General features: G+C 56.5%; 23 protein-coding genes. 14 read left to right on the forward strand and 9 right to left on the reverse strand.

The features are described from left to right. Position 1: 1 nt before the first annotated feature. From odhB to sucC, 6 genes are all read right to left on the reverse strand, one after another. A complete protein-coding gene (gene odhB / locus MWU60_RS06015) occupies positions 2-1,198 on the reverse strand; it encodes a 2-oxoglutarate dehydrogenase complex dihydrolipoyllysine-residue succinyltransferase (RefSeq protein WP_247226296.1) in 1,197 nt (398 codons plus the stop codon). Further along, a complete protein-coding gene (locus tag MWU60_RS06020) occupies positions 1,198-4,155 on the reverse strand; it encodes a 2-oxoglutarate dehydrogenase E1 component (RefSeq protein WP_247226297.1) in 2,958 nt (985 codons plus the stop codon). The genes odhB and MWU60_RS06020 overlap by 1 nt, the downstream gene beginning before the upstream one ends. Then, complete coding sequence (locus MWU60_RS06025) at positions 4,152-4,730, reverse strand: DUF805 domain-containing protein (RefSeq protein ID WP_247226298.1); 579 nt, start codon at positions 4,728-4,730, stop codon at positions 4,152-4,154. The genes MWU60_RS06020 and MWU60_RS06025 overlap by 4 nt, the downstream gene beginning before the upstream one ends. A 122-nt stretch (positions 4,731-4,852) precedes the next feature. Continuing rightward, entirely contained in the window at positions 4,853-5,440 is a 588-nt protein-coding gene (locus tag MWU60_RS06030; RefSeq protein WP_247226299.1) for a hypothetical protein, read from the reverse strand. 100 nt (positions 5,441-5,540) lie between these two features. After that, positions 5,541-6,422 carry a succinate--CoA ligase subunit alpha gene (gene sucD / locus MWU60_RS06035; RefSeq protein WP_247226300.1) on the reverse strand — a complete coding sequence of 294 codons (882 nt, stop codon included), beginning with the start codon at positions 6,420-6,422 and terminating at the stop codon, positions 5,541-5,543. A gap of 55 nt (positions 6,423-6,477) precedes the next feature. After that, positions 6,478-7,671, reverse strand: coding sequence for an ADP-forming succinate--CoA ligase subunit beta (gene sucC / locus MWU60_RS06040; RefSeq protein ID WP_247226301.1), 1,194 nt, complete (start codon positions 7,669-7,671; stop codon positions 6,478-6,480). A 201-nt stretch (positions 7,672-7,872) separates the two neighbouring features. Here sucC and MWU60_RS06045 point away from each other — a divergent pair, with 201 nt between their 5' ends. After that, positions 7,873-8,883 carry a glycosyltransferase family 2 protein gene (locus tag MWU60_RS06045; protein WP_247226302.1) on the forward strand — a complete coding sequence of 337 codons (1,011 nt, stop codon included), beginning with the start codon at positions 7,873-7,875 and terminating at the stop codon, positions 8,881-8,883. Between the two features lie 64 nt (positions 8,884-8,947). On the opposite strand, the gene mdh is transcribed toward MWU60_RS06045, so the two are convergent. Then, positions 8,948-9,910 (reverse strand): malate dehydrogenase, encoded by a 963-nt coding sequence (gene mdh, locus MWU60_RS06050; protein WP_247226303.1) that lies wholly within the window; start codon positions 9,908-9,910, stop codon positions 8,948-8,950. A 160-nt stretch (positions 9,911-10,070) separates the two neighbouring features. On the opposite strand from mdh, the gene MWU60_RS06055 reads away from it, so the two are divergent. After that, a complete protein-coding gene (locus tag MWU60_RS06055; protein ID WP_247226304.1) occupies positions 10,071-10,826 on the forward strand; it encodes a sulfite exporter TauE/SafE family protein in 756 nt (251 codons plus the stop codon). 14 nt (positions 10,827-10,840) lie between these two features. On the opposite strand, the gene MWU60_RS06060 is transcribed toward MWU60_RS06055, so the two are convergent. Next, on the reverse strand, positions 10,841-11,155 hold the full coding sequence (locus MWU60_RS06060; RefSeq protein WP_247226305.1) for a hypothetical protein: 315 nt from the start codon (positions 11,153-11,155) through the stop codon (positions 10,841-10,843). 195 nt (positions 11,156-11,350) lie between these two features. On the opposite strand from MWU60_RS06060, the gene MWU60_RS06065 reads away from it, so the two are divergent. From MWU60_RS06065 to MWU60_RS06110, 10 genes are all read left to right on the forward strand, one after another. Then, positions 11,351-12,193 carry a CoA ester lyase gene (locus MWU60_RS06065; protein WP_247226306.1) on the forward strand — a complete coding sequence of 281 codons (843 nt, stop codon included), beginning with the start codon at positions 11,351-11,353 and terminating at the stop codon, positions 12,191-12,193. Then, positions 12,190-12,744 (forward strand): NnrU family protein, encoded by a 555-nt coding sequence (locus MWU60_RS06070; protein ID WP_247226307.1) that lies wholly within the window; start codon positions 12,190-12,192, stop codon positions 12,742-12,744. The genes MWU60_RS06065 and MWU60_RS06070 overlap by 4 nt, the downstream gene beginning before the upstream one ends. A 4-nt stretch (positions 12,745-12,748) precedes the next feature. Continuing rightward, a complete protein-coding gene (locus MWU60_RS06075) occupies positions 12,749-12,952 on the forward strand; it encodes a DUF1737 domain-containing protein (RefSeq protein WP_247226308.1) in 204 nt (67 codons plus the stop codon). Next, the gene (locus MWU60_RS06080; protein ID WP_247226309.1) at positions 12,949-13,974 is read left to right on the forward strand and encodes a MaoC family dehydratase; all 1,026 of its coding nucleotides are present in this window, start codon (positions 12,949-12,951) and stop codon (positions 13,972-13,974) included. Before MWU60_RS06075 ends, MWU60_RS06080 begins: the two co-directional genes overlap by 4 nt. Positions 13,975-14,023: 49 nt before the next feature. After that, positions 14,024-14,695 (forward strand): DUF1194 domain-containing protein, encoded by a 672-nt coding sequence (locus MWU60_RS06085; RefSeq protein WP_247226310.1) that lies wholly within the window; start codon positions 14,024-14,026, stop codon positions 14,693-14,695. Positions 14,696-14,868: 173 nt separating this feature from the next. Then, complete coding sequence (gene sdhC, locus MWU60_RS06090) at positions 14,869-15,252, forward strand: succinate dehydrogenase, cytochrome b556 subunit (protein ID WP_247226311.1); 384 nt, start codon at positions 14,869-14,871, stop codon at positions 15,250-15,252. A gap of 13 nt (positions 15,253-15,265) precedes the next feature. Next, positions 15,266-15,637, forward strand: a complete 372-nt coding sequence (sdhD, locus tag MWU60_RS06095; RefSeq protein ID WP_247226312.1) for a succinate dehydrogenase, hydrophobic membrane anchor protein — start codon at positions 15,266-15,268, stop codon at positions 15,635-15,637. Positions 15,638-15,658: 21 nt separating this feature from the next. Further along, on the forward strand, positions 15,659-17,464 hold the full coding sequence (gene sdhA, locus MWU60_RS06100; protein ID WP_247226313.1) for a succinate dehydrogenase flavoprotein subunit: 1,806 nt from the start codon (positions 15,659-15,661) through the stop codon (positions 17,462-17,464). Further along, entirely contained in the window at positions 17,464-17,796 is a 333-nt protein-coding gene (locus MWU60_RS06105; protein ID WP_247226314.1) for a succinate dehydrogenase, read from the forward strand. Before sdhA ends, MWU60_RS06105 begins: the two co-directional genes overlap by 1 nt. Continuing rightward, positions 17,793-18,080 carry a hypothetical protein gene (locus MWU60_RS06110; RefSeq protein ID WP_247226315.1) on the forward strand — a complete coding sequence of 96 codons (288 nt, stop codon included), beginning with the start codon at positions 17,793-17,795 and terminating at the stop codon, positions 18,078-18,080. The genes MWU60_RS06105 and MWU60_RS06110 overlap by 4 nt, the downstream gene beginning before the upstream one ends. Before the next feature lie 19 nt (positions 18,081-18,099). Here the strand turns inward: MWU60_RS06110 and MWU60_RS06115 are convergent, their stop codons facing one another. After that, a complete protein-coding gene (locus tag MWU60_RS06115; protein ID WP_247226316.1) occupies positions 18,100-19,206 on the reverse strand; it encodes a glycosyltransferase in 1,107 nt (368 codons plus the stop codon). Positions 19,207-19,300: 94 nt separating this feature from the next. Here MWU60_RS06115 and MWU60_RS06120 point away from each other — a divergent pair, with 94 nt between their 5' ends. Together MWU60_RS06120 and MWU60_RS06125 are read left to right on the forward strand one after the other, a co-directional pair. Then, on the forward strand, positions 19,301-20,254 hold the full coding sequence (locus tag MWU60_RS06120) for a polysaccharide pyruvyl transferase family protein (RefSeq protein ID WP_247226317.1): 954 nt from the start codon (positions 19,301-19,303) through the stop codon (positions 20,252-20,254). A gap of 139 nt (positions 20,255-20,393) precedes the next feature. Continuing rightward, entirely contained in the window at positions 20,394-21,173 is a 780-nt protein-coding gene (locus tag MWU60_RS06125; RefSeq protein ID WP_100369262.1) for a succinate dehydrogenase iron-sulfur subunit, read from the forward strand. Positions 21,174-21,342: the final 169 nt, after the last annotated feature.

Consider the following 21,342-nt stretch of genomic DNA (forward strand, 5'->3'; position numbering starts at 1 on the left):
CTTACAAATCCATCAACAACCGTCGCGGATCTTCCAACGCCTCTTTCACCCGCACAAGGAATGTCACCGCCCCTTTACCATCCACGATCCGGTGGTCGTAGGACAGGGCCAGATACATCATCGGACGGATCACGACTTCGCCGCCTATCGCCATCGGGCGGTCCTGGATCTTGTGCATGCCGAGGATGCCGGACTGTGGCGGGTTCAGGATGGGCGAGGACATCAGCGAACCATAGACCCCGCCGTTGGAGATGGTGAAAGTGCCGCCTTGCATTTCGGCCATGCTCAGCTTGCCGTCGCGGGCTTTGGCGCCCATTGCGGCGATGCTTTTCTCGATTGTCGCGAAAGACATCTGATCGGCGTCGTTGATCACCGGTACCACAAGGCCCGTGGGCGTGCCTGCGGCGATCCCCATGTTGACGTAGTTTTTGTAGACCACGTCGGTGCCGTCGATTTCGGCGTTGACCTCTGGCACTTCGTTCAGGGCGTGCACGCAGGCCTTGGTGAAGAAGGACATGAAGCCAAGTTTGACGCCGTGTTTCTTGAGGAAGAGGTCTTTGTACTCGTTGCGCAGGGCCATCACCTCGGTCATGTCGACCTCGTTGCAGGTGGTCAGCATGGCGGCGGTGTTCTGGCTGTCTTTCAGACGCTTGGCGATGGTCTGCCTTAGCCTTGTCATTTTGACCCGCTCTTCGCGTTCGGCCTGGCTGGCCGCCACTGGTGCGCGCGGGGCTGGTGCCGAAGAAGGCGCGGGAGCGGCTGATGAGAGCGCGTTGAGGACATCCTCTTTCATCACGCGCCCGTCTTTGCCCGTCCCTGCCACGTCAGAGAGGTTGTTTTCCGCCATCAGTTTTTTGGCGGATGGGGCGTCTTCGACGTCTTTTGCTGCCGCAGGCGCGGGTGGCTCATCGGCCTTTGGGGCCTCTTCGCTTTTCTTCGCCGCAGGTGCCGGTGCTGCATCGCCTTCGGCGATTTGGGCCAGCAGCGCATCGACGCCAACGGTTTCGCCTTCGGCGGCAACAATCTCGGACAGGGTGCCAGCGACGGGGCTGGGTACCTCGACCGTCACTTTGTCTGTTTCCAGTTCGCAGAGCATTTCATCAACGGCAACGGCATCGCCGGGTTGTTTGAACCATGTGGCGACAGTGGCCTCTGTCACGGATTCGCCAAGGGTCGGGACGCGGACTTCGGTGCTCATTACTTTGTTCCTTTGATGGTCAGCGCATCGTCAACGAGGGCTGTTTGTTCTGCTTTGTGTTTGCTGGCCAGACCTGTGGCAGGCGAGGCGGCGGCGGCACGTCCGGCATAGACGGGGCGCGTGTGTTTGGCTTTGATCCGGGTCAGGACCCATTCGATGTTGGGCTCCATGAAGGACCAGGCACCCTGGTTCTTGGGCTCTTCTTGGCACCAGACCATTTCAGCGTTCTTGAACCGTGTCAGTTCGTTGACGGCTGACTGTGCGGGGAACGGGTAGAACTGTTCGTAGCGCATGATGTAGACATCCTTGATGCCGCGCGCGTCGCGTTCTTCCAGCAGGTCATAGTAGACTTTGCCCGAACACATCACGACCCGTTTGATCTTGCTATCGGCCACCAGTTTGGTGTCTGAATTGCCCTGCTGTGCATCGTCCCACAGGACGCGGTGGAAGGAGGACCCGGTCGTGAATTCTTCGCGCTTGGACACGGCCATTTTATGCCGCAGCAGCGATTTGGGTGTCATCAGGATCAGCGGTTTGCGGAACGTGCGGTGCAGTTGCCGCCGCAGCAGGTGGAAGTAGTTCGCAGGCGTCGTACAATTTGCCACGATCCAGTTGTCACCACCGCACATCGTCAGGAACCGTTCCAGACGCGCGGATGAGTGTTCAGGCCCTTGCCCTTCATACCCATGCGGCAACAGGCAGACGAGGCCGGACATGCGCAACCATTTGCTTTCGCCAGAACTGATAAACTGGTCGAACATGATCTGCGCACCATTGGCGAAATCGCCGAACTGTGCTTCCCAAAGTGTCAGCGCGTTTGGTTCGGCCAGCGAATAGCCGTATTCGAAACCAAGTACCGCGTATTCGGACAGCATCGAATCGATTACTTCGTACTGCGCCTGACCCTCGCGGATGTGGTTCAGCGGATAGTACCGATCTTCGTTGTCCTGATTGATCAGACCCGAATGGCGGTGGCTGAATGTGCCGCGCGTACAGTCTTGGCCAGACAGGCGCACAGGATAGCCTTCGGTGAGTAGCGATCCGAAGGCCAATGCTTCGCCAGTGGCCCAGTCGATGTTTTCGCCGGTCTCGAACATCTTGGCTTTGTTTTCGATCAGGCGCCCGATGGTTTTATGCAGCGGGAAGTTTTCGGGCGCTTTGGACAGCGCCTCGCCCACGGCATTGAAGGTGGCATCCTCGATCGCGGTCACGCCGCGTTGATAGTCCTCGTCCTTGCGGTCGAGGTGGGACCATTTGCCATCCAGCCAATCGGCCTTGTTGGGTTTGAAGTTCTTGCCCGCTTCGAATTCTTCATTCAGGTGCGCCTGAAACGCGGCCTTCATGTCTTCGATTTCGCCTTCGGGGATCAAGCCATCGCTGACCAGCCGTTCGGTGTACAGCGTCAGCGTGGTCTTTTGCTTTTTGATCTTTTTGTACATCACCGGGTTGGTGAACATCGGCTCATCGCCTTCGTTATGTCCGAACCGGCGGTAGCAGATGATATCCAGCACCACGTCCTTGTGGAACTTCTGGCGGAACTCGGTCGCAACACGGGCGGCGTGCACCACAGCCTCCGGGTCGTCGCCGTTGACGTGGAAGATCGGGGCCTCAACCATCAGCGCGATGTCTGTGGGATAGGGGCTGGAGCGGCTGAAGTGCGGTGCGGTTGTGAAACCGATCTGGTTGTTCACGACGATATGCATGGTGCCGCCGGTCTTATGGCCCTTGAGGCCGGACAGGCCGAAACCTTCGGCCACAACGCCTTGGCCGGCAAAGGCCGCATCGCCATGCAGAAGGATGCCCATAACTCGGGTGCGGTCTTCGTCGTTTTTCTGGTCCTGCTTGGCGCGGACCTTGCCCAGCACAACCGGGTTCACCGCCTCCAAGTGGGATGGGTTTGCTGTCAGTGAAAGGTGCACCGTGTTGTCGTCGAAACTGCGGTCTGACGACGCGCCGAGGTGGTATTTCACGTCGCCCGACCCATCGACATCCTCGGGCTTGAACGACCCGCCTTGGAATTCGTTAAAGATCGCGCGGTAGGGTTTTTCCATCACATTCGCCAGCACCGACAAACGGCCACGGTGGGGCATACCGATGATGATTTCATCCAGACCCAGCTGACCGCCGCGTTTGATGATTTGCTCCATTGCGGGGATCAGGCTTTCGCCGCCATCAAGGCCGAAACGCTTGGTGCCCATGTATTTGACGTGCAGGAATTTCTCGAAACCCTCAGCCTCGACCAAAGAGTTCAGGATCGCCTTGCGCCCTTCTTTGGTAAAGGCGATTTCCTTGCCGTAGCCTTCGATCCGCTCTTTCAGCCAACCCGCCTCTTCGGGGTTGGAGATGTGCATGTATTGCAGCGCGAATGTGCCGCAATAGGTGCGCTGCACGATGGCGATGATTTCGTTCATCGTCGCCACTTCAAGGCCAAGAACGTTGTCGATGAAAATCGGGCGGTCCATGTCTTCGGGCGCGAAACCGTAGGATTTCGGGTCCAGTTCCGGGTGCGGTGTGTTTTCACGCATCCCCAGCGGGTCGAGGTCGGCAATCAGGTGACCCCTGATGCGGTAGGCGCGGATGATCATCAGCGCGCGAATACTGTCGAGGACCGCGGCACGAACTTGGGATTCGTCCAGTTCGACGCCCTTCTCGGCGGCCTTTTCCTTGATCTTCTGGCCTGCGGCTTCGGGTTCGGCGGGCCACTGGCCGTCAAGGGCGGCGGTCAGATCATCCGCCGGGGCAGGGGGCCAATCAGCGCGCGCCCAAGAGGGGCCAGCGGCCTCTGCCTTGGCATCTGTTGGGGCATCGCCGAGCGACCGGAAGAACGCCTGCCAGCTTTCATCGACCGCGCCGGGGTTGTCGGCGTAGCGGGCATAGAGCTGTTCCACATATTCCGCGTTATGCCCTTGCAGGAAAGACGAGGCGTGGAAGACGTCGTTGGGGGAGTGATCGTTCATGAGGGGACCTCGTGAGGGTTGGGGCCGAATTCAGTTGCACCGTCTTCTGAAGGGCGCATGAGCAAGATAACAAGTACGATGGGGCAGACGATCCACAAGATCCAAGAGATCAGTCCGAGGATGGTGGTTATCGACACCGCAAGACCAAACGAAACTTTTGACAAAGCGTAAAAGATTACGACGGTTAGGACGCTGGATAGAGGACCCAAAACGAGCATTGCTAATCCAAAATAGGCTTTTGCTCCCACGTCGTGTAACCGGCGGGAAGTAGCTGCCGAGAGTAAGAGATAGAAGCATCCTGCAATCGTCAGCGAAATTGCGCTCCAGTCGATCCTATATAAGTACCAGGCGGTCTGACGCTCTAGTGATTGGGTCGTTTCGCCAGTGAAGGCGCTGGTCTTTGTCACCAGCACATCAGAGGTGACAGATGAGAAGAAACTTGTATGGGGATATAGTAGAACCGCAGCCACCGCTCCAACGAATACAGCAAACCACCAAAACTCAGACCGCGAGGCGCGGCCTTTGAATTGGAAAGACTTGGCGAGACAAGTCTTGATGGCTGTCGCAGGTCCCATGTGACTACGCCGCTTTTTTCACGGGATTGTATTGTTCGAGGTTTTCAACCTTATGCCCTTGCAGAAAAGAAGAGGCGTGGAAGACGTCGTTGGGGGAATGGTCGTTCATGACCGCTATCCTTTTACCTTGGTAACACTGCAGTAGTGAGAAAGAGATCGTTTTCTAGGTCTATATCTAGAAGCTCATTGATACCTTGGGTATCGAAGATCGTGAGGGCTGCGTCGCGCAGTTTGATGCTATCTGTTCCTCGGAGGAAATCTGGACCTGTTATTGACGAGTACTTCATCAGAGTGCTCCCAGTCGGACTATTGAAGAGGATCGCTCGCGAATTCGTCAATTCTTCCAACCACTCAGAATTTTCTGAAAGCAATCCACTTGCTACACAATAGGTGTTGTCAAGACGGTCCAACCTCAGCGCAAGGAACTGCTCCGTTTCACCTGCAAGGGAAACGAAATAACCGACACGTCCGATTGGTGAGCTAAGGCGGCTTTTGATACCTTCTAGTCTATTGGCAAAGATCCCACGGTGAAGCTCGTCGCCAAGAGCTTGAGATAGTTCATTGGCGGAGTAGATCACAGCCAAGCTGTTAGCAGCGCTGTCAGAAACTTCGTCAGGAGAAACTCGAACCCAACCCAGGTCTTCAAGCTGTGCCTGATAATCCTCAACAGTTTCCATGACGGTCGTACAAATAACGGCCGTGTCTTCCATATAAGGGCTGAGAGTTTGGGCTTGCAGCAAGGACCCTTGGACCGCGAACGTAGTGATCGCGGTTATCGCTGAGAAGAGTTTTTGCATGCGTCGCATGGTGTCAGCCAATCGCTTCCAGCACAGCCTCGCCCAGTGTCGCGGGGCTGTCCGCCACCACGATCCCTGCGGACTTCATCGCTTCGATCTTGCTTTCCGCGTCGCCTTTGCCGCCTGCCACAATCGCGCCGGCGTGGCCCATGCGGCGGCCGGGAGGGGCGGTGCGTCCGGCGATGAAACCGGCTGTTGGCTTCCAGCGCCCCTTTTTCTTTTGGGCGGTCAGGAATTCGGCGGCTTCTTCCTCGGCGGACCCGCCGATTTCGCCGATCATGATCATGGAATGCGTTTCGTCGTCATCAAGGAACATATCCAGCACGTCGATATGCTCGGTTCCCTTAATGGGGTCGCCACCGATGCCGACGGCGGTGGACTGGCCCAAGCCGCTGTCAGAGGTCTGCTTGACCGCCTCATAGGTCAGCGTGCCGGAACGGGAGACAACGCCGACCGATCCGCGCTTGTGGATGTGGCCGGGCATGATGCCGATTTTGCACGCATCAGGCGTGATGACACCAGGGCAGTTGGGGCCGATCAGACGCGAAGCGGAGCCTTCCAAGGCGCGCTTCACGCGCATCATGTCGAGGACAGGGATGCCTTCGGTGATGCAGATGATCAATTCCATTTCGGCGTCGATGGCCTCAAGGATACTGTCGGCAGCAAAGGGCGGCGGCACGTAGATGACAGAGGCATTCGCTTCGGTCACCGCTTTCGCCTCATGCACCGAATTGAAGATCGGCAGGTCCAGATGCGTCTGACCACCTTTGCCGGGGGTTACGCCGCCGACCATCTTGGTGCCATAGGCGATGGCCTGTTCAGAGTGGAATGTCCCCTGCGAGCCGGTAAGGCCCTGGCAGATGACTTTGGTGTTTTCGTTTACGAGAATGGCCATGTTGGTGGCTCCTTAAAATCTTTTCATCGCGGTGGGTTGCACCCACCCTACGGGATCAACCTTTGACGGCTTTAACGATCTTCTGCGCGCCGTCTTTCAGGTCGTCCGCTGCGATCACGTCGACGTCGGAGTTGTTGATGATCTCTTTGCCTTTTTCCACGTTCGTGCCTTCCAGTCGCACGACCAGCGGCACCTTGAGGCCGACTTCTTTCACTGCCGCAATCACGCCTTCGGCGATGACGTCGCAGCGCATGATGCCGCCGAAGATGTTCACCAGAATGCCTTTGACGTTGGGGTCGGATGTGATGATCTTGAACGCCTCGGTCACTTTTTCCTTGGTCGCACCGCCGCCCACGTCGAGGAAGTTGGCAGGCTCGGCCCCGTAGAGCTTGATGATGTCCATCGTCGCCATGGCAAGGCCCGCGCCGTTGACCATGCAGCCGATTTCACCGTCGAGCGCGATATAGTTCAGGTCGAACTTGGACGCGGCGAGCTCTTTGGGATCTTCTTCCGTCTCATCCCGCAGGGCGGCGACATCGGCGTGGCGGTAGACCGCGTTGCCGTCGAAGGCGACCTTGGCGTCGAGCACTTTGAGGTCACCGCCGTCTGTGACGATCAGCGGGTTGATTTCGAGCATCTCCATGTCTTTTTCAACAAAGGCGCGGTAGAGGTTGCCCATCAACGCGACGCATTGTTTGACTTGCTGCCCTTTCAGCCCCAAAGCAAAGGCGACGCGACGCCCGTGGAAAGGCTGGTACCCTGTCGCGGGATCAACGGTGAAGTTGAGAATTTTCTCTGGCGTGTTCTCGGCCACTTCTTCGATGTCCATGCCGCCTTCGGTCGAGCAGACGAAACCAATGCGGCTGGTCTGGCGATCGACCAGCAGGGCAAGATACATTTCAGTCTCAATGCCGGAGCCGTCTTCGATGTAGATGCGGTTGACTTGCTTGCCAGCGGGGCCGGTCTGGTGTGTGACCAACGTACGGCCCAGCATCTTCTTGGCTTCCTGCGCGGCTTCCTCAACCGACTTTGCCAGACGCACACCGCCTGCTTCGCCTGCATCAGCTTCCTTGAACTTGCCTTTGCCCCGGCCACCTGCGTGGATCTGTGCTTTGACGACCCAAAGCGGTCCGTCCATTTCGCCAGCGGCGGTTTTGGCGTCCTCGGCGCGGGTCACAGGGCGTCCGTCCGAGACGGGCGCGCCATAGCTGCGCAACAAGGCTTTGGCCTGATATTCGTGAATGTTCATAAGACAATTCCAATTTGGCTACGGTTGGTCGCAGCTAAACATAGAAAAATCAGGGGTTATAAGCGAAAAATGCGAAATCGCCAGAAATTCGCACATTTGTGATCACAGTAAAAATTTCTGTGATCACAAAAAGGCTCTGCCTTGAATTGCTTCAACTTTAATCAGTTTTGAAAGATTCGCGATGATGATAGCAAAGACATTATGGTGAATGACACTGCAACATGGGCCGTCGTGGCAACGGTGGATGAACCGCCTGCATTGGTGCAGGCCTTTGTGGCGTGGTATTTGTCGTTGGGGGCCGCGCATGTCTTTGTTTATTGCGACAGGCCCAATGATCCTGTGCAAACCATGCTGGCAGAGTTGCCGCAGGTGACGTTTGTGGCCTGTGACGATGCACATTGGCTGAGGGTCGGCAAAAGCCGACCGCGTCGCCATGAGGTGCGGCAAGTGCGCAATGCGCAGGATGCCTATCTGCGCACGGATGCGGATTGGCTGCTGCATTGTGATGCGGATGAGTTTTTGTTTGCCGATACAGTTGTTGGTTCGCATTTGGCGGCTGTTTCGGACGATACCGATTGTCTTGTATTGTCGGTGGCAGAGCGGGTTCATCGGCCCAGTGATACGCTGGCCAGCATTTTTGAGGGTGCCTTTCGCCGGCCATTTCGCGATGCTGCCGATCGCGGGCGCGAGGTTTTTGGTCCTGATTTCGACCTGACCTATCGTGGGCTGACGGGGCATGCGCAGGGTAAGGCCTTTGTCCGCACAGATCGCCCCATGCAAATGTCTATTCATCGTCCGCGGTCGCGCGGTGCAGATCAGGACATTGCGCTGGAACGGGCGCAGGTTGATCGCTTGGAACTGCTTCACTTTGAAGGACTGACCCCGGCATATTGGGCCTTTAAGCTGACGCGCATGATCGAGGCTTTGCAGGAACGGGACGGGATGCCGCCGTCACAGCATAGGCGCAAACAGGCGGATGCGTTGATTGCAGCGCCGGATCAGGCGGCTGACCTTTACCGCCGTTTGAAGTGCCCGGATGCCGCTACCATTGATGTTCTTGAGCGGCTGCGGCTTTGGGCGACCCCCACATTTGATCCCGCATCTGCCGTTGTTCGTTACTTTCCCAATGCGGCATTTGACCCAAGCCCCGCCGCGATTGACCTGTGGCTGCAAGAGAATAAACAGCGGGTTGTTTCATATTTGCATAAGTAGCGGTGCCTGACGAAAAAGGGCCGCCCGATGGGCGACCCTCCAGATTACTCATTTCCACCAAGGCTTAGGCCAAGCTGCTGTCGATACCTTTGCAGGCCTCAACCAGACCTTTCACGGCGTCGACGGATTTATCGAACATCGCTTGTTCGTCCTTGTTCATCTTGATCTCAACGACACGCTCGATCCCGCCTGCGCCGATCACCGTCGGGACACCGACGTAGAACCCGTCAAGCCCGTAAGCGCCTTTGACGTGTGCTGCACATGGCAGCAGGCGCTTTTGGTCTTTGAGGTAGGCTTCGGCCATCTCGATGCCTGATGTGGCAGGTGCATAAAAGGCCGAGCCTGTTTTCAGCAGGCCCACGATTTCAGCACCGCCATCGCGTGTGCGTTGGACGATCGCGTCCAGCTTTTCTTGCGTGGTCCAGCCCATATCGACCAGATCTGGCAGAGGGATGCCGGCCACCGTGGAATAGCGTGTCAGTGGGACCATTGTGTCGCCGTGGCCGCCCAGAACGAAGGCGGTGACATCGCGCATGGAGACATCGAATTCGTCCGCCAGGAAGTGACGGAAGCGCGCGCTGTCCAGAACACCCGCCATGCCGCAAACCATGTGATGTGGCAGGCCGGAGAATTCGCGCAGCGCCCAAACCATTGCGTCCAGTGGATTGGTGATGCAGATGACAAAGGCGTTGGGCGCGTGGGCAGCGATGCCTTCGCCAACGGATTTCATAACCTTCAGGTTGATGCCCAGCAGGTCATCGCGCGACATGCCCGGCTTGCGGGCCACGCCGGCGGTGACGATGCAAACGTCTGCGCCAGCGATGTCTTCGTAGCTGTTGGCGCCTTTGAAGCTGCCGTCAAACTTGGCTGCCGGGCCGGATTCGGCGATATCAAGCGCCTTACCTTGTGGGATGCCTTCGGCAATATCGAAGAGCACGACATCGCCGAGTTCTTTGACGGCTGCGAGGTGTGCAAGCGTGCCGCCGATCTGTCCGGCGCCGATAAGGGCAATCTTTGGTCTGGCCATTGAAACGGGTCCTTTGGTGATTTGGCTTTCGGCGCTTTGGGTAAGGGTTTGGCGGCCTGCGTGCAAGTGTGCTGCATTGCGGCATCACGTAAAGTGCGGTGGCCAAGTCTTTGGCAAACCGCTAACGAGACGTGAATGAAGGACAAATCGGGCCCTCTACGTGATTGAATTTGGCTGGCAATTTTTTGCAGTTGGTATCCCTGCGATCATTTTCGGAGGGATATCAAAAGGTGGCTTTGGCTCCGGGGCCGCATTTGTGGCGGGCGCGATTCTTGCGCTTGTTGTGCCGCCGGGGGTCGCTTTGGGGATTGTGCTGCCGCTCTTTATGCTGGTGGATGCAGCGACCTTGCGCCCCTATTGGGGCAAATGGCATTGGCCCTCTGCGAAAGGGCTGATGTTGGGCGCTGTCCCCGGCTGTATCATTGCAGCCTTGCTTTATGCCGTCGTTGATGCGGATATGTTTCGCCTGTTGATAGGTGCGATCTGTCTGGCGTTTGTGGCATTCCAGTTGGCGCGTGCAAGGGGGTGGCTGACCATCAAGGAAATGCCGTTCCGCGCGCCGGTGGCTTGGTTTGCGGGCATGGTCAGTGGTTTTACCAGCTTTGTCAGCCATGCGGGTGGTCCGCCCGCCGCAGTCTTTCTGCTGTCACAGGGCCTCAGCAAGACGGCATATCAGGCCACAACGGTGGTGACGTTCTGGGCGATCAACTGGATGAAGGCGGTCCCTTACGCGTTTCTAGGTATCTTTAGTTGGGATACGCTCATGGGCAGCCTGGTATTGGCACCTTTTGCCTTGCTTGGCGCGTGGATCGGCGTGAAAGCCCACCATCTGGTGCCTGAGCGGTTGTTCTTCGGGCTGACCTACGTGTTGTTGGTCTTGACGGGTGTCCGGCTTATCTGGGTCGCGTTGTCGTAAGCCGGACCCTGATTTCAGCTTTGGCTGTCGAAGTTGGCCAAAGGTTCGTTCACATATTGATAGGCTTGGCCTGCTGCGACAAGGCAAGTGGGCCCGCCCGGACGCGTTACCGTGATGGTCCACGATCCTGTGTCCATCGAGGCAAAAACCTCAACCACCGCATTGTCACTGCCCAGCCCGATGGATTGACGGCTTTCGCCATAGCGTTCGCCCAGTCGTTCGACCACGATTGCATGGTCTGCGCAATTGCCGCTCTGTGCGCTGACCGGTTGCGCGGCAAGCAATGCGGCACCAATGCCAAATGACATCAGGAAAAGTGTACGTCTCATTTTGTTCCCCTTTTTACGAAAGGCCACCGCAGCATCGGCGCGATTTGCCAAGTGGATCAAATTCTGCGTTCAACTTGCGCTAAATTGGTTAACACACCGTAACGATGCCTATTTTGCTGCATTGCGGCATTTTCACCTTGAATGAATTGCGAAATTCTGGCGTTGTTCGCGCAACTTTATTGCGAGGAAGATTCGATGCATGACCGTCCATACCGATCCGCTCTTTACATCCCCGGGTCCAAGGACCGCGCGCTGGATAAGGCGCGCGGGCTGCCTGTTGATGTGATCCTGTTTGATCTGGAAGATGCGGTGGCACCCGATGCCAAGGTAGCGGCCCGCGACACGCTTTATGCAGCGCTGGCAGATGATGGCTATGGTGCCCGATTGAAGATCGTGCGGATCAATGGGCTGGATACCGAATGGGGTGCTGCGGATGCCGCAGCCGTCGCTGCGATGAACTGCGATGCGATTTTGCTGCCGAAGGTGAATGGCCCCGAAGATGTGGACAGGCTTGCCGCTTTGGTGCCTGATCTGCCGATCTGGGCGATGATGGAGACGCCGCAAGGCATTTTGAATGCGCAGAGCATCGCTTCACACCCACGGATTGCGGGTTTTGTTTTGGGGACGAATGATCTGGCGAAAGATCTCAATTCACGGACCCGTGCCGCTTTGACGATGTCGTTGCAGCACTGCCTTTTGGCCGCGAAGGCTGCGGGGGTCGTGGCATTGGATGGTGTCTATAACGCCTTCAAGGACGAAGAAGGACTGCGCGGCGAATGCGCCGAAGGTCGCGACATGGGTTTTGATGGCAAGACGCTGATCCACCCCGCCCAGGTGGCGATTGCAAACGAAGCCTTTGGCCCGACTGACGATGAAATTGATCTGGCCCGCCGTCAGATCGCGGCGTTCGAGGCGGCAGAGGCCGAAGGGCAGGGCGTTGCCGTGGTCGATGGCCGCATTGTTGAGAACTTGCATATCGTGACCGCCCGGGCGACCTTGGCGAAAGCTGACGCCATCGCCGCATTGGAGACCACATGAACTTACTGATCGCAGGAGTTGCCCTTTGGTGGGCAGCGCATTTGTTCAAACGGCTTGCGCCCGGACCGCGTGCGAAGCTCGGTGAACCTGGCAAGGGGCTTGTCACGGTTTTGATCGTGGTCAGTATTGTGCTGATGGTGCTGGGATACCGCGCCGCCGAGGGCGCAGTCTATTGGGGCCGTGAGCCGATGTGGGTTGGTATCAATAACCTTCTGATGGTCTTGGCCTTCTATTTCTACGCAGCTAGCGGTGCCAAGGGCGCCAAGATCTGGCTAGGTACAAAGGTGCGCCATCCGCAGCTGACAGGTTTCTCGATCTGGGCCTTCGCGCATTTGCTTGTGAATGGCGACACCCCTTCGTTCATTCTGTTCGGCGGTTTGTTGGTCTGGGCTATCGTTGAAATTCTTCTCATCAACACGCAGGAAGGTCCGTGGAATCGGCCGCCGCAAGCCCCATTCAAGAAAGAGATCGTGGCAGTTGTGATCACGCTTGTGATCGTTGGCGTTGTGATGGGAATTCACTATGCGCTAGGCGTGACGCCTTGGGGGTAACGGCATGAAAATCTATCGTTTATTGACTGAGGATGACACATCGGCTTTTTGCCATAAGGTGTCTGAAGCCTTGTCCAAAGGATGGGAGCTTTATGGCGATCCGACCTATGCGTATGACCACGCCAATGGCGTGATGCGTTGCGGGCAGGCGGTGACGAAAGATACCGACACGTCTTATTCTTCAGACATGAAGTTGGGCCAGCAATGACCAAGACGAACGCTGGCCGCTTTTTTGAAGATTATGCCATTGGCGATGTGATCACCCATGCCGTGCCGCGCACCATTTCGGGGGGTGAGCGGGCGATGTATCATGCGCTCTATCCTGCAAGGGGCGCGCTGTATTCGTCGGATGAGTTTGCGCGGGCTTGCGGTTTGCCCGGCTCGCCAGTGGATGATCTGGTCACGTTCCATACTGTGTTTGGCAAGACGGTGCCGGATGTTTCGCTCAATGCTGTAGCCAACCTTGGTTATGCCGAAGGCCGCTGGCTACGCCCGGTTTATCCCGGCGATACGTTGGTTTCGCAGTCCGAAGTGATTGGGGTGAAGCAGAATTCCAATGGTAAATCTGGTGTTGTGTGGGTTCGGACCACGGGGCGTAATCAGCGTGACGAGGTGGTGCTGAGTTATGTGCGCTGGGTGATGGTGCGTAAGCGTGATGCAACGCCTGCGCCGCATACGGTAATACCAGAGCTTGCGGCTGCGGTGGCGCCCTCTGATCTTGTGGTGCCGGATGGTTTGTCCTTTGACGGCTATGATTTTGACCTTGCCGGTGAGCCGCATCGCATGCGTGACTATGCTGTGGGCGAAGTGATCGACCATGTTGATGGCGTGACCATCGAAGAAGCCGAGCATATGCTGGCCACTCGCCTGTGGCAGAACACTGCCAAGGTGCATTTTGATGCGACCAATCGGCCTGATGGCAAGCGGCTGATTTATGGCGGGCATGTGATCTCGCTCGCACGCGCGCTGTCTTTCAACGGCTTGGCCAATGCGCAGATGATCGTTGCGCTGAATGCGGGCGCGCATGCCAACCCTTGTTTTGCGGGCGATACGGTGCGGGCGTGGTCTGAGGTGCTGGATACGGCTGAGACTGCTGCTCCCGGCGTCGGCGCGATCCGGTTGCGATTGGTTGCGACCAAGGGTGATGCGGGTGTCTTGCGTGGCGATGATGGCAAGTACCACCCGGATGTGCTGCTTGATCTGGACTATTGGGCGTTGATGCCTGTCTAGCCCCACAGATGTGATTTGCGCGGGCCTGATCCACCGCTAGGGTGACCGTATGCGTGCGATCTTTTGTGCCTGTCTGATAAGTTTTGCCGTTCCCGCGCAAGCGTGCGAGGTCGCCTTGATGCTGGCAGTCGATGTGTCAGGGTCTGTCGATCCGACAGAGTATCGCATCCAGATGGAGGGGTTGGCTGCGGGATTACTGGACAGTTCGGTCTCGGCCGCGCTGATAAGCGGTCAGTCAAAGCTGGCGTTGATGCAATGGACTGGCACCAGCCGTCAGGAGGTTGTGATTGGTTGGACGACAATGCGCGACGATACGGATGTCCTGGCCTTTGCCAGCGAGGTGGTCGCCGCACCGCGCCTTTGGCGTAATTTCTCGACCGCGATTGGAGAGGCATTGGCGTTGTCGCTGACACACTTCGCGCAGGTGCCCGAGTGCGCGCGTCATGTTCTCGACATCTCAGGCGATGGCCCAAGCAATGAGGGGCGTTTGCCCACTTCGGTCTGGTCCGAATTGCAGGCGGCAGGTGTCACCGTGAATGCGTTGGTGATTGAGGCCAGCATACCTGGACTAACCAAGTATTTTGAAAGTGACGTGATCACAGGGCCGGGCGCCTTTGCCGCGACGGCCAATACTTTTGATGAATATCCGCGCGAAATCGCGCGCAAACTGCTGCGCGAATTGACCAAGTCTTTGGCCGCCGCGGAGTTAAGCGGTCGTTAACTTGTGATCACAGATTTTCTAAGTGTGATCACAAGCTGTAGAAACCCACCAACACGCGACCATTTTTCACGCATCTATCGTGTCAGCCCGCGTGACTCTGCCAAAAAAATCGTGCAAAAAGAACCCAAAGGCGTCGTCTCGCCGGACGACACATGCCAACGAAGGGAACAGTTATGGCTGACGTGAACCGGGGCAATCGCCCGCTTTCACCGCATTTGACGATTTATCGTCCGCAATGGACCTCAATGTCCTCAATTCTTGTACGGATCACGGGCAATGCGCTGATCGTGGCTGCATTGATGATCGTTTGGTGGTTCGTCGCCGCCGCTGCGGGGCCTGAGGCTTTCGCAACCGCAAACGGGTTCGTGACCAGCTGGTTTGGCGATTTGGTCATGACACTGTCTGTCTTGGGCCTGTGGTATCACCTGCTGGGCGGCTTGCGCCACTTGGTCTGGGACAGCGGGCGCATGCTTGATGTTGATAAGTCTGAACTGGCGGCGCAAATGATGATGGTGCTGTCGGTGTTGTTGACCATCTTTACCGTTATTGTCGTTTAAGGGGGGCGCAGACATGGCATTTTTGACCGACCGCAAGCGCGCAACCGGTATGGGGTCTGCCAAGACCGGAACACACCATCACTGGCAAATGATGGTAACCTCCGTCGCTTTGCTGGTGCTGACGCCGCTTTTCATCTTCACCTTCGGGTCGATTCTTGGGTCCTCCTATGAAGAGGTGATTGCCTATTATCAGCGTCCATTCCCGGCTGTCGTCGCGATCCTGACCTTGTTGGTTGGCTTTTTTCATTACCGGTTGGGTGTCCAAACCCTGATCGAGGATTATGTTCACGGTTTCGCCCGCAAAGCGGCGATCATCTGCATGATCTGTGTATCCTATGCGGCGGCTGCCTTTGCGATCTTCGCAATCATCCGCATCGCCCTTTAATTCTTTCGGAGCAACCTCAAGATGGCAGCCTACGAATACGAAACACATACCTATGACGCGATTGTTGTAGGGGCCGGCGGCGCTGGGCTGCGGGCAACTTTGGGTCTGGCTGAACAAGGCCTGCGCACCGCCTGTATCACCAAGGTCTTCCCGACCCGTTCGCACACTGTGGCCGCTCAGGGTGGCATCGCCGCGTCCTTGGGCAATATGGGCCCGGATAGCTGGCAGTGGCATATGTATGACACGGTCAAGGGTTCGGACTGGTTGGGTGACACTGACGCGATGGAGTATCTGGCGCGAGAGGCACCGAAGGCGGTTTATGAGCTGGAGCACTACGGCGTGCCGTTTTCGCGCACCGAAGAAGGCAAGATTTATCAACGGCCCTTTGGCGGGCACACGACTGAGTTTGGTGAAGGCCCGCCCGTGCAGCGCACTTGCGCCGCCGCTGACCGCACCGGCCACGCCATTTTGCACACGCTTTATGGTCAGTCGCTGAAACAGCAGGCCGAATTTTACATTGAATATTTCGCCCTTGATCTGATCATGTCGGATGACGGCATCTGTCAGGGTGTGATCGCGTGGAAGCTCGATGACGGCACGATGCATGTCTTCAACGCCAAAACCGTTGTGTTGGCGACTGGCGGCTATGGCCGTGCGTATTTCAGTGCCACATCTGCCCACACCTGCACAGGTGATGGTGGCGGTATGGTGGCCCGTCAGGGACTGCCGTTACAGGATATGGAATTTGTGCAATTCCACCCGACGGGCATCTATGGTGCTGGGTGTCTGATTACTGAGGGTGCGCGCGGCGAGGGTGGTTATCTGACCAATTCCGAAGGCGAGCGGTTCATGGAGCGCTATGCGCCCAACTACAAAGACCTTGCCCCGCGCGATTACGTCAGCCGCTGCATGACGATGGAAATCCGCGAAGGCCGCGGTGTGGGGGCGGGCGGTGATCATATTCACCTGAACCTGAACCACTTGCCGAAAGAGGCTTTGGCCGAACGGCTACCGGGTATTTCAGAAAGCGCGCGCATCTTTGCGGGCGTCGATGTGACGAAAGAGGCGATCCCGGTGCTGCCGACCGTGCATTACAATATGGGTGGTATTCCGACGAACTATTATGGTGAGGTTTTGAACCCCACCAAAAAGGACCCAACCGCTGTTGTGCCGGGTCTGATGGCTGTGGGCGAGGCGGGTTGTGCCTCTGTTCATGGGGCGAACCGGTTGGGATCGAACAGCTTGATCGACCTTGTGGTCTTTGGCCGTGCGGCAGCGATCCGTGCTGGTGAGGTTGTCGATCGTGATGCGCCGAACCCGACGCTGAACCAAGCTTCTGTTGACCAGTGCTTTGACCGCTTCGACGGGTTGCGCCATGCGAAAGGGACAGTTGGCACCGCCGAACTGCGTCTTGAGATGCAGAAAGCGATGCAGGCGGATGCAGCGGTGTTCCGCACCGACAAGACGCTCGGCGAAGGTGTGGCGAAGATGACGGCAATTGCGGAAAAGATGGACGATCTCTCGGTCACCGACCGCAGCCTTGTCTGGAACAGCGATCTGATGGAGACGCTGGAACTGACAAATCTGATGCCAAACGCACTGGCCACGATTGTGGGTGCTGAGGCGCGTAAGGAGAGCCGTGGCGCACACGCGCATGAGGATTACGCGACGCGCGATGATGAAAAGTGGCGGGTGCATACACTAAGCCACATTGATGCAGCCAAAGTGAAGTTGAGCTATCGCCCGGTGATCACGAAAGGTTTGACCACCGAAGCCGAAGGCGGCATCTCTGAGGCCAAGATCGCACCCAAAGAGAGGACATTCTGATGCGTGCTTTAGCTCTTCCTTGTACGGCTGTGCTCATGCTGGCCGGTTGTATGCAGGACCTTGGCCCTGCTGGTGATACGCTGGCGCGTGATGCGGCAAAAGGTGTGGTCAATACCACCGTACAAAGCCGGTTCCCGGGCGTTGATGCACGGCCCTATACCGACTGCATCATTGATAACGCATCAGGTGGCGAGATTATCCAGATCGCTGAAGCGGCCCTTGTGGGGACCAGTCAGGCAACGACCAACCTGATCGTTGATATTGCGCAGCGGCCAGATACGGTACGTTGTGCTTTGAATAGCTCGCTGGGGACAACGGGGCTGGGTTTGTGAAGCGTTTGTTCGTTCTTCTCAGCGCGTTGGCGGTCACCGCATGTGGTGAAGTCTCGCCCGAGCGTGCCGCAGATCGCTGCGAGGAACGCGCGCGCGCAGCGCAGGGGCCCGAGGTTGGGGTGACGGTCGGTGCGAACAGCAACAGCGGAGCCTTCGCAGACGCCAGCATCGGCATCAGTTTAGACGCAATTCGCGGTCGCGACCCGATTGAAGTTTATGAGAGCTGTGTTTTTGGTTTGACGGGTGAGTTACCGGTGAGGCCAGCGCGGTTGCGGGCGATATAGGCGGCAGACTGGCTTTTGTTCACGGGTGTAAACTCATTTTTTTGCGAATAATCGCAGCAGATCTTGCAGCGGAGAAGTTTGCATTCACGTGAACGCGCGCCTGATCGCCCAGCTGCTCGACCGTTTGCTGATTTTCCAGCAGTGTTCTGATTGCAGTTTCCATTGCTGCCGCATCGTGTTCATCGACAAGGATGCCATGTTTGCCGTCTTCGACAGCCTCGGGAATGCCGCTGTGACGGGTGGTGACGACGGCAAGTCCCGATGACATAGCTTCAAGAATGGCAACCGGTAGCCCTTCAATATCTCCATCAGCTGCGGTGACGGAGTGCTGCAAGAAACAACTTGCTTTTTGCATCAATCCTTGCACTTTTTGGTGCGATGCCGCGCCATGTAAGGTGATTTTGTCGGATAACGCATGTTCTGCTACGTACCCTTTGCAGTCTTCAAACAACGGTCCATCCCCAATAAAATCAAGATGCGCATTTGGCCAGTCTTTTGCGGCAGACGCGAAGGCTGAGATGGTGATATGCGGCGCCTTCTTTTCTACGAAGCGCCCAACGGCGAGGCATCTTTGCGGTATGCGGTCTGAGAGCTGAAAAGCATCTGGTTCGATGCCACAAGGTGTGATGGTTATCAAATCCTCCGGGCACCCGATCTCGATCAACTTATTCGCCAAGAAACGCGAGGGCGCAAAGAACCCCTCAGCTTGTTTAAACAGCTTCTGGTATCTGCGAACGGTCTTGGGTTTCCTGATCTCTTTGGATGCGTCGTATCCGTGGAAATGCACAAAATAACGGCAGTCAGCTTTTCGTGCTGCGGGTAACAGCTTATATCCCAGACCACCAAACTCCGCCATCATTGCTGTGACGCCATGTTCGCGCAAGAAGCCCGCTATGATGTGGTTTGGTCCTCTTAGCTGGTTCAGACCTGATACCGTTCTGCGCGATGTCGCATCAATGATCACCGCGGGCTTCTCGCCCAGATACAGATGCGGCCCTGGAAGCTGTGGTGCCTTTGGCGTCTCAAGCGACACGAAGACAGTCCGGTTCGGCGCTATGAGTTTGCCGTGCTGCCTTACAAATGTTTGCGAGTTTTCGCTAAATGTTGCCGACGCTAGTGCAAACAATTGTTCAGCCTTATACTGTGTCCGAAGCGGAGTAGTCGCAGCACATTAATCAGGTGTGCAGAAAATAACCATGTTGAAAGAGTAAGGTCGGGCGTTGCGTCATATTCATCTTATCGATACCTCAATTGGCTCGGACAATATTGGCGATGAAATAATCGTCCAGGAGGCAAAAAAACACCTCCTTCCCTTGCTGACGGACGCCTACATCTCAACCTCGGCTGGTCACGACGGTCTTGGGAATTACAGCCGCGATATCGCTGCATCTGCGGATGCGATTGTCCTTCTGGGCACGAACGCATTGAGTGCAAAGTACAAGGGCGGGTCAAAATATATTTGGCACGTCGAAAGGCAAGATCTGCCAATCCTTCGAGAGAAGGTGGTTCTTTTTGGTGTGGGCGCGAACAGAGATTTTCGAAAGATTGACAGAAAGCAGCTGAAATTTCTCAAGCATGTGCTGTCCCCGAACCATATCCATTCCGTTCGTGACGAAACTGCGGCCCGCATTGTACGCGCATGCGGGCTTGATGTGTTGAACACCAGTTGCCCTACACTTTGGACCGAACCGACCGTCAATGCGGATCGGGCATCCCCGGCAACGACGGTTTGTTTTACACTGACAAAGCATAAGGGAGACCCGGCAGACCTTGATCTCCTGCACGTTCTACAAAAGACTTATGAGGAAGTATGGTTCTGGCCTCAGCAGCCCCGCGACTTGGCATATTTGCAACAGATGGTTGGCCGTCAAGATGTGAAAGTCTTGCCCGCCAATCTTACGAGCTATGATGCATTTCTGGCTGGAAGAAGTGTCGATGTGGTCGGTACACGGCTACACGGTACGATACGCGGCCTTTTGCACGGTCAGCGGTCTATTGTGGTCGCGATCGATAATCGTGCGCGCGACATAGGCGCAGAAACCGGACTTCCAACAATAGCGCGCGCTGACGTGAATGATCAATTGGCAAACCTTCTGGACAGCGATTTCACGACGACTTTGCAATTGCCCACACAGAACATTGCGAAATTTCTCGCGCAGTTTCGTGTCAGCTAGCTACATTGAGCAGCGGCGTGACATTTTGCAACACGTCAGAACAGGAATTTAACGTCGAGTTTTCATGACTTAGACGGAAAGCCGCATTGTTCTTGGTGCGTTGAAGAGCTATGTTTTACGTGTAAGCGAAGGAAGACAAATGGTACAACTCACACTTCCCAAGAACTCCCGCATGAAGGTGGGTAAGACCTGGCCAAAGCCGGAGGGCGCTACCAATCTGCGCAAAGTGCAGATTTATCGCTGGAATCCTGATGATGGGCAGAACCCACAGCTGGATACTTATTTCCTTGATATGGACACATGTGGTCCGATGGTTCTGGACGCGCTGATCAAGATTAAGAATGAGATTGACCCCACGCTCACCTTCCGCCGGTCCTGTCGTGAAGGGATTTGCGGGTCTTGCGCGATGAATATCGACGGGATCAACACGCTTGCTTGCATCTATGGCATGGATGAAGTGAAGGGTGACGTGAAAATCTATCCGCTGCCGCATATGCCGGTGATCAAGGATTTGATCCCCGATCTGACCCATTTCTATGCGCAGCACGCCTCTGTCATGCCATGGCTTGAAACAAAGACGAACCGCCCCGCAAAAGAGTGGAAGCAATCAGTTGATGACCGCAAGAAGCTGGATGGCTTATATGAGTGCGTCATGTGCGCGTGTTGTTCAACATCCTGCCCGTCTTACTGGTGGAACGGTGACAGATACCTTGGGCCAGCAGCGCTGTTGCATGCGTACCGTTGGATCATCGACAGCCGTGATGAGGCGACAGGCGAGCGTTTGGATGAATTGGAAGATCCGTTCAAGCTCTACCGCTGCCACACGATCATGAATTGTGCCAAGACCTGCCCAAAGGGTCTGAACCCCGCCAAGGCGATTGCGCATATCAAAGGCATGATGGTCGAACGGGTCGTTTGATGATCGAGAGGTCGGAGGGGGGCCGTCTGCCCCCCGCTGCGCCCCCCCGAGGATATTTTTGGGCCAATAATAACGAAGCGTTAACCGTAATACAGCGATTGTAGTGTCGCGGTACAGGCAGGGATGCCGATGACCGTGGCCGGTAATGACCGGATGGGCTCGTTCTTTG

It is taken from the genome of Yoonia sp. F2084L (assembly GCF_023015625.1).
Classification (GTDB): Bacteria; Pseudomonadota; Alphaproteobacteria; order Rhodobacterales; family Rhodobacteraceae; genus Yoonia.

Excerpts from the sequence above, each read along its gene's own strand:
- MWU60_RS06085 (WP_247226310.1), top strand. The coding sequence starts at position 14,024 with ATGCGTGCGATCTTTTGTGCCTGTCTGATAAGTTTTGCCGTTCCCGCG.
- MWU60_RS06060 (WP_247226305.1), bottom strand. The coding sequence starts at position 11,155 with ATGAGACGTACACTTTTCCTGATGTCATTTGGCATTGGTGCCGCATTG.
- MWU60_RS06020 (WP_247226297.1), bottom strand. The coding sequence starts at position 4,155 with ATGAACGATCACTCCCCCAACGACGTCTTCCACGCCTCGTCTTTCCTG.
- MWU60_RS06070 (WP_247226307.1), top strand. The coding sequence starts at position 12,190 with ATGAACTTACTGATCGCAGGAGTTGCCCTTTGGTGGGCAGCGCATTTG.
- sdhA (WP_247226313.1), top strand. The coding sequence starts at position 15,659 with ATGGCAGCCTACGAATACGAAACACATACCTATGACGCGATTGTTGTA.
- MWU60_RS06065 (WP_247226306.1), top strand. The coding sequence starts at position 11,351 with ATGCATGACCGTCCATACCGATCCGCTCTTTACATCCCCGGGTCCAAG.
- MWU60_RS06030 (WP_247226299.1), bottom strand. The coding sequence starts at position 5,440 with ATGGAAGACACGGCCGTTATTTGTACGACCGTCATGGAAACTGTTGAG.
- sucC (WP_247226301.1), bottom strand. The coding sequence starts at position 7,671 with ATGAACATTCACGAATATCAGGCCAAAGCCTTGTTGCGCAGCTATGGC.
- MWU60_RS06080 (WP_247226309.1), top strand. The coding sequence starts at position 12,949 with ATGACCAAGACGAACGCTGGCCGCTTTTTTGAAGATTATGCCATTGGC.
- odhB (WP_247226296.1), bottom strand. The coding sequence starts at position 1,198 with ATGAGCACCGAAGTCCGCGTCCCGACCCTTGGCGAATCCGTGACAGAG.
- sdhC (WP_247226311.1), top strand. The coding sequence starts at position 14,869 with ATGGCTGACGTGAACCGGGGCAATCGCCCGCTTTCACCGCATTTGACG.
- sucD (WP_247226300.1), bottom strand. The coding sequence starts at position 6,422 with ATGGCCATTCTCGTAAACGAAAACACCAAAGTCATCTGCCAGGGCCTT.
- MWU60_RS06125 (WP_100369262.1), top strand. The coding sequence starts at position 20,394 with ATGGTACAACTCACACTTCCCAAGAACTCCCGCATGAAGGTGGGTAAG.
- sdhD (WP_247226312.1), top strand. The coding sequence starts at position 15,266 with ATGGCATTTTTGACCGACCGCAAGCGCGCAACCGGTATGGGGTCTGCC.
- MWU60_RS06105 (WP_247226314.1), top strand. The coding sequence starts at position 17,464 with ATGCGTGCTTTAGCTCTTCCTTGTACGGCTGTGCTCATGCTGGCCGGT.
- mdh (WP_247226303.1), bottom strand. The coding sequence starts at position 9,910 with ATGGCCAGACCAAAGATTGCCCTTATCGGCGCCGGACAGATCGGCGGC.
- MWU60_RS06025 (WP_247226298.1), bottom strand. The coding sequence starts at position 4,730 with ATGGGACCTGCGACAGCCATCAAGACTTGTCTCGCCAAGTCTTTCCAA.
- MWU60_RS06045 (WP_247226302.1), top strand. The coding sequence starts at position 7,873 with ATGGTGAATGACACTGCAACATGGGCCGTCGTGGCAACGGTGGATGAA.
- MWU60_RS06075 (WP_247226308.1), top strand. The coding sequence starts at position 12,749 with ATGAAAATCTATCGTTTATTGACTGAGGATGACACATCGGCTTTTTGC.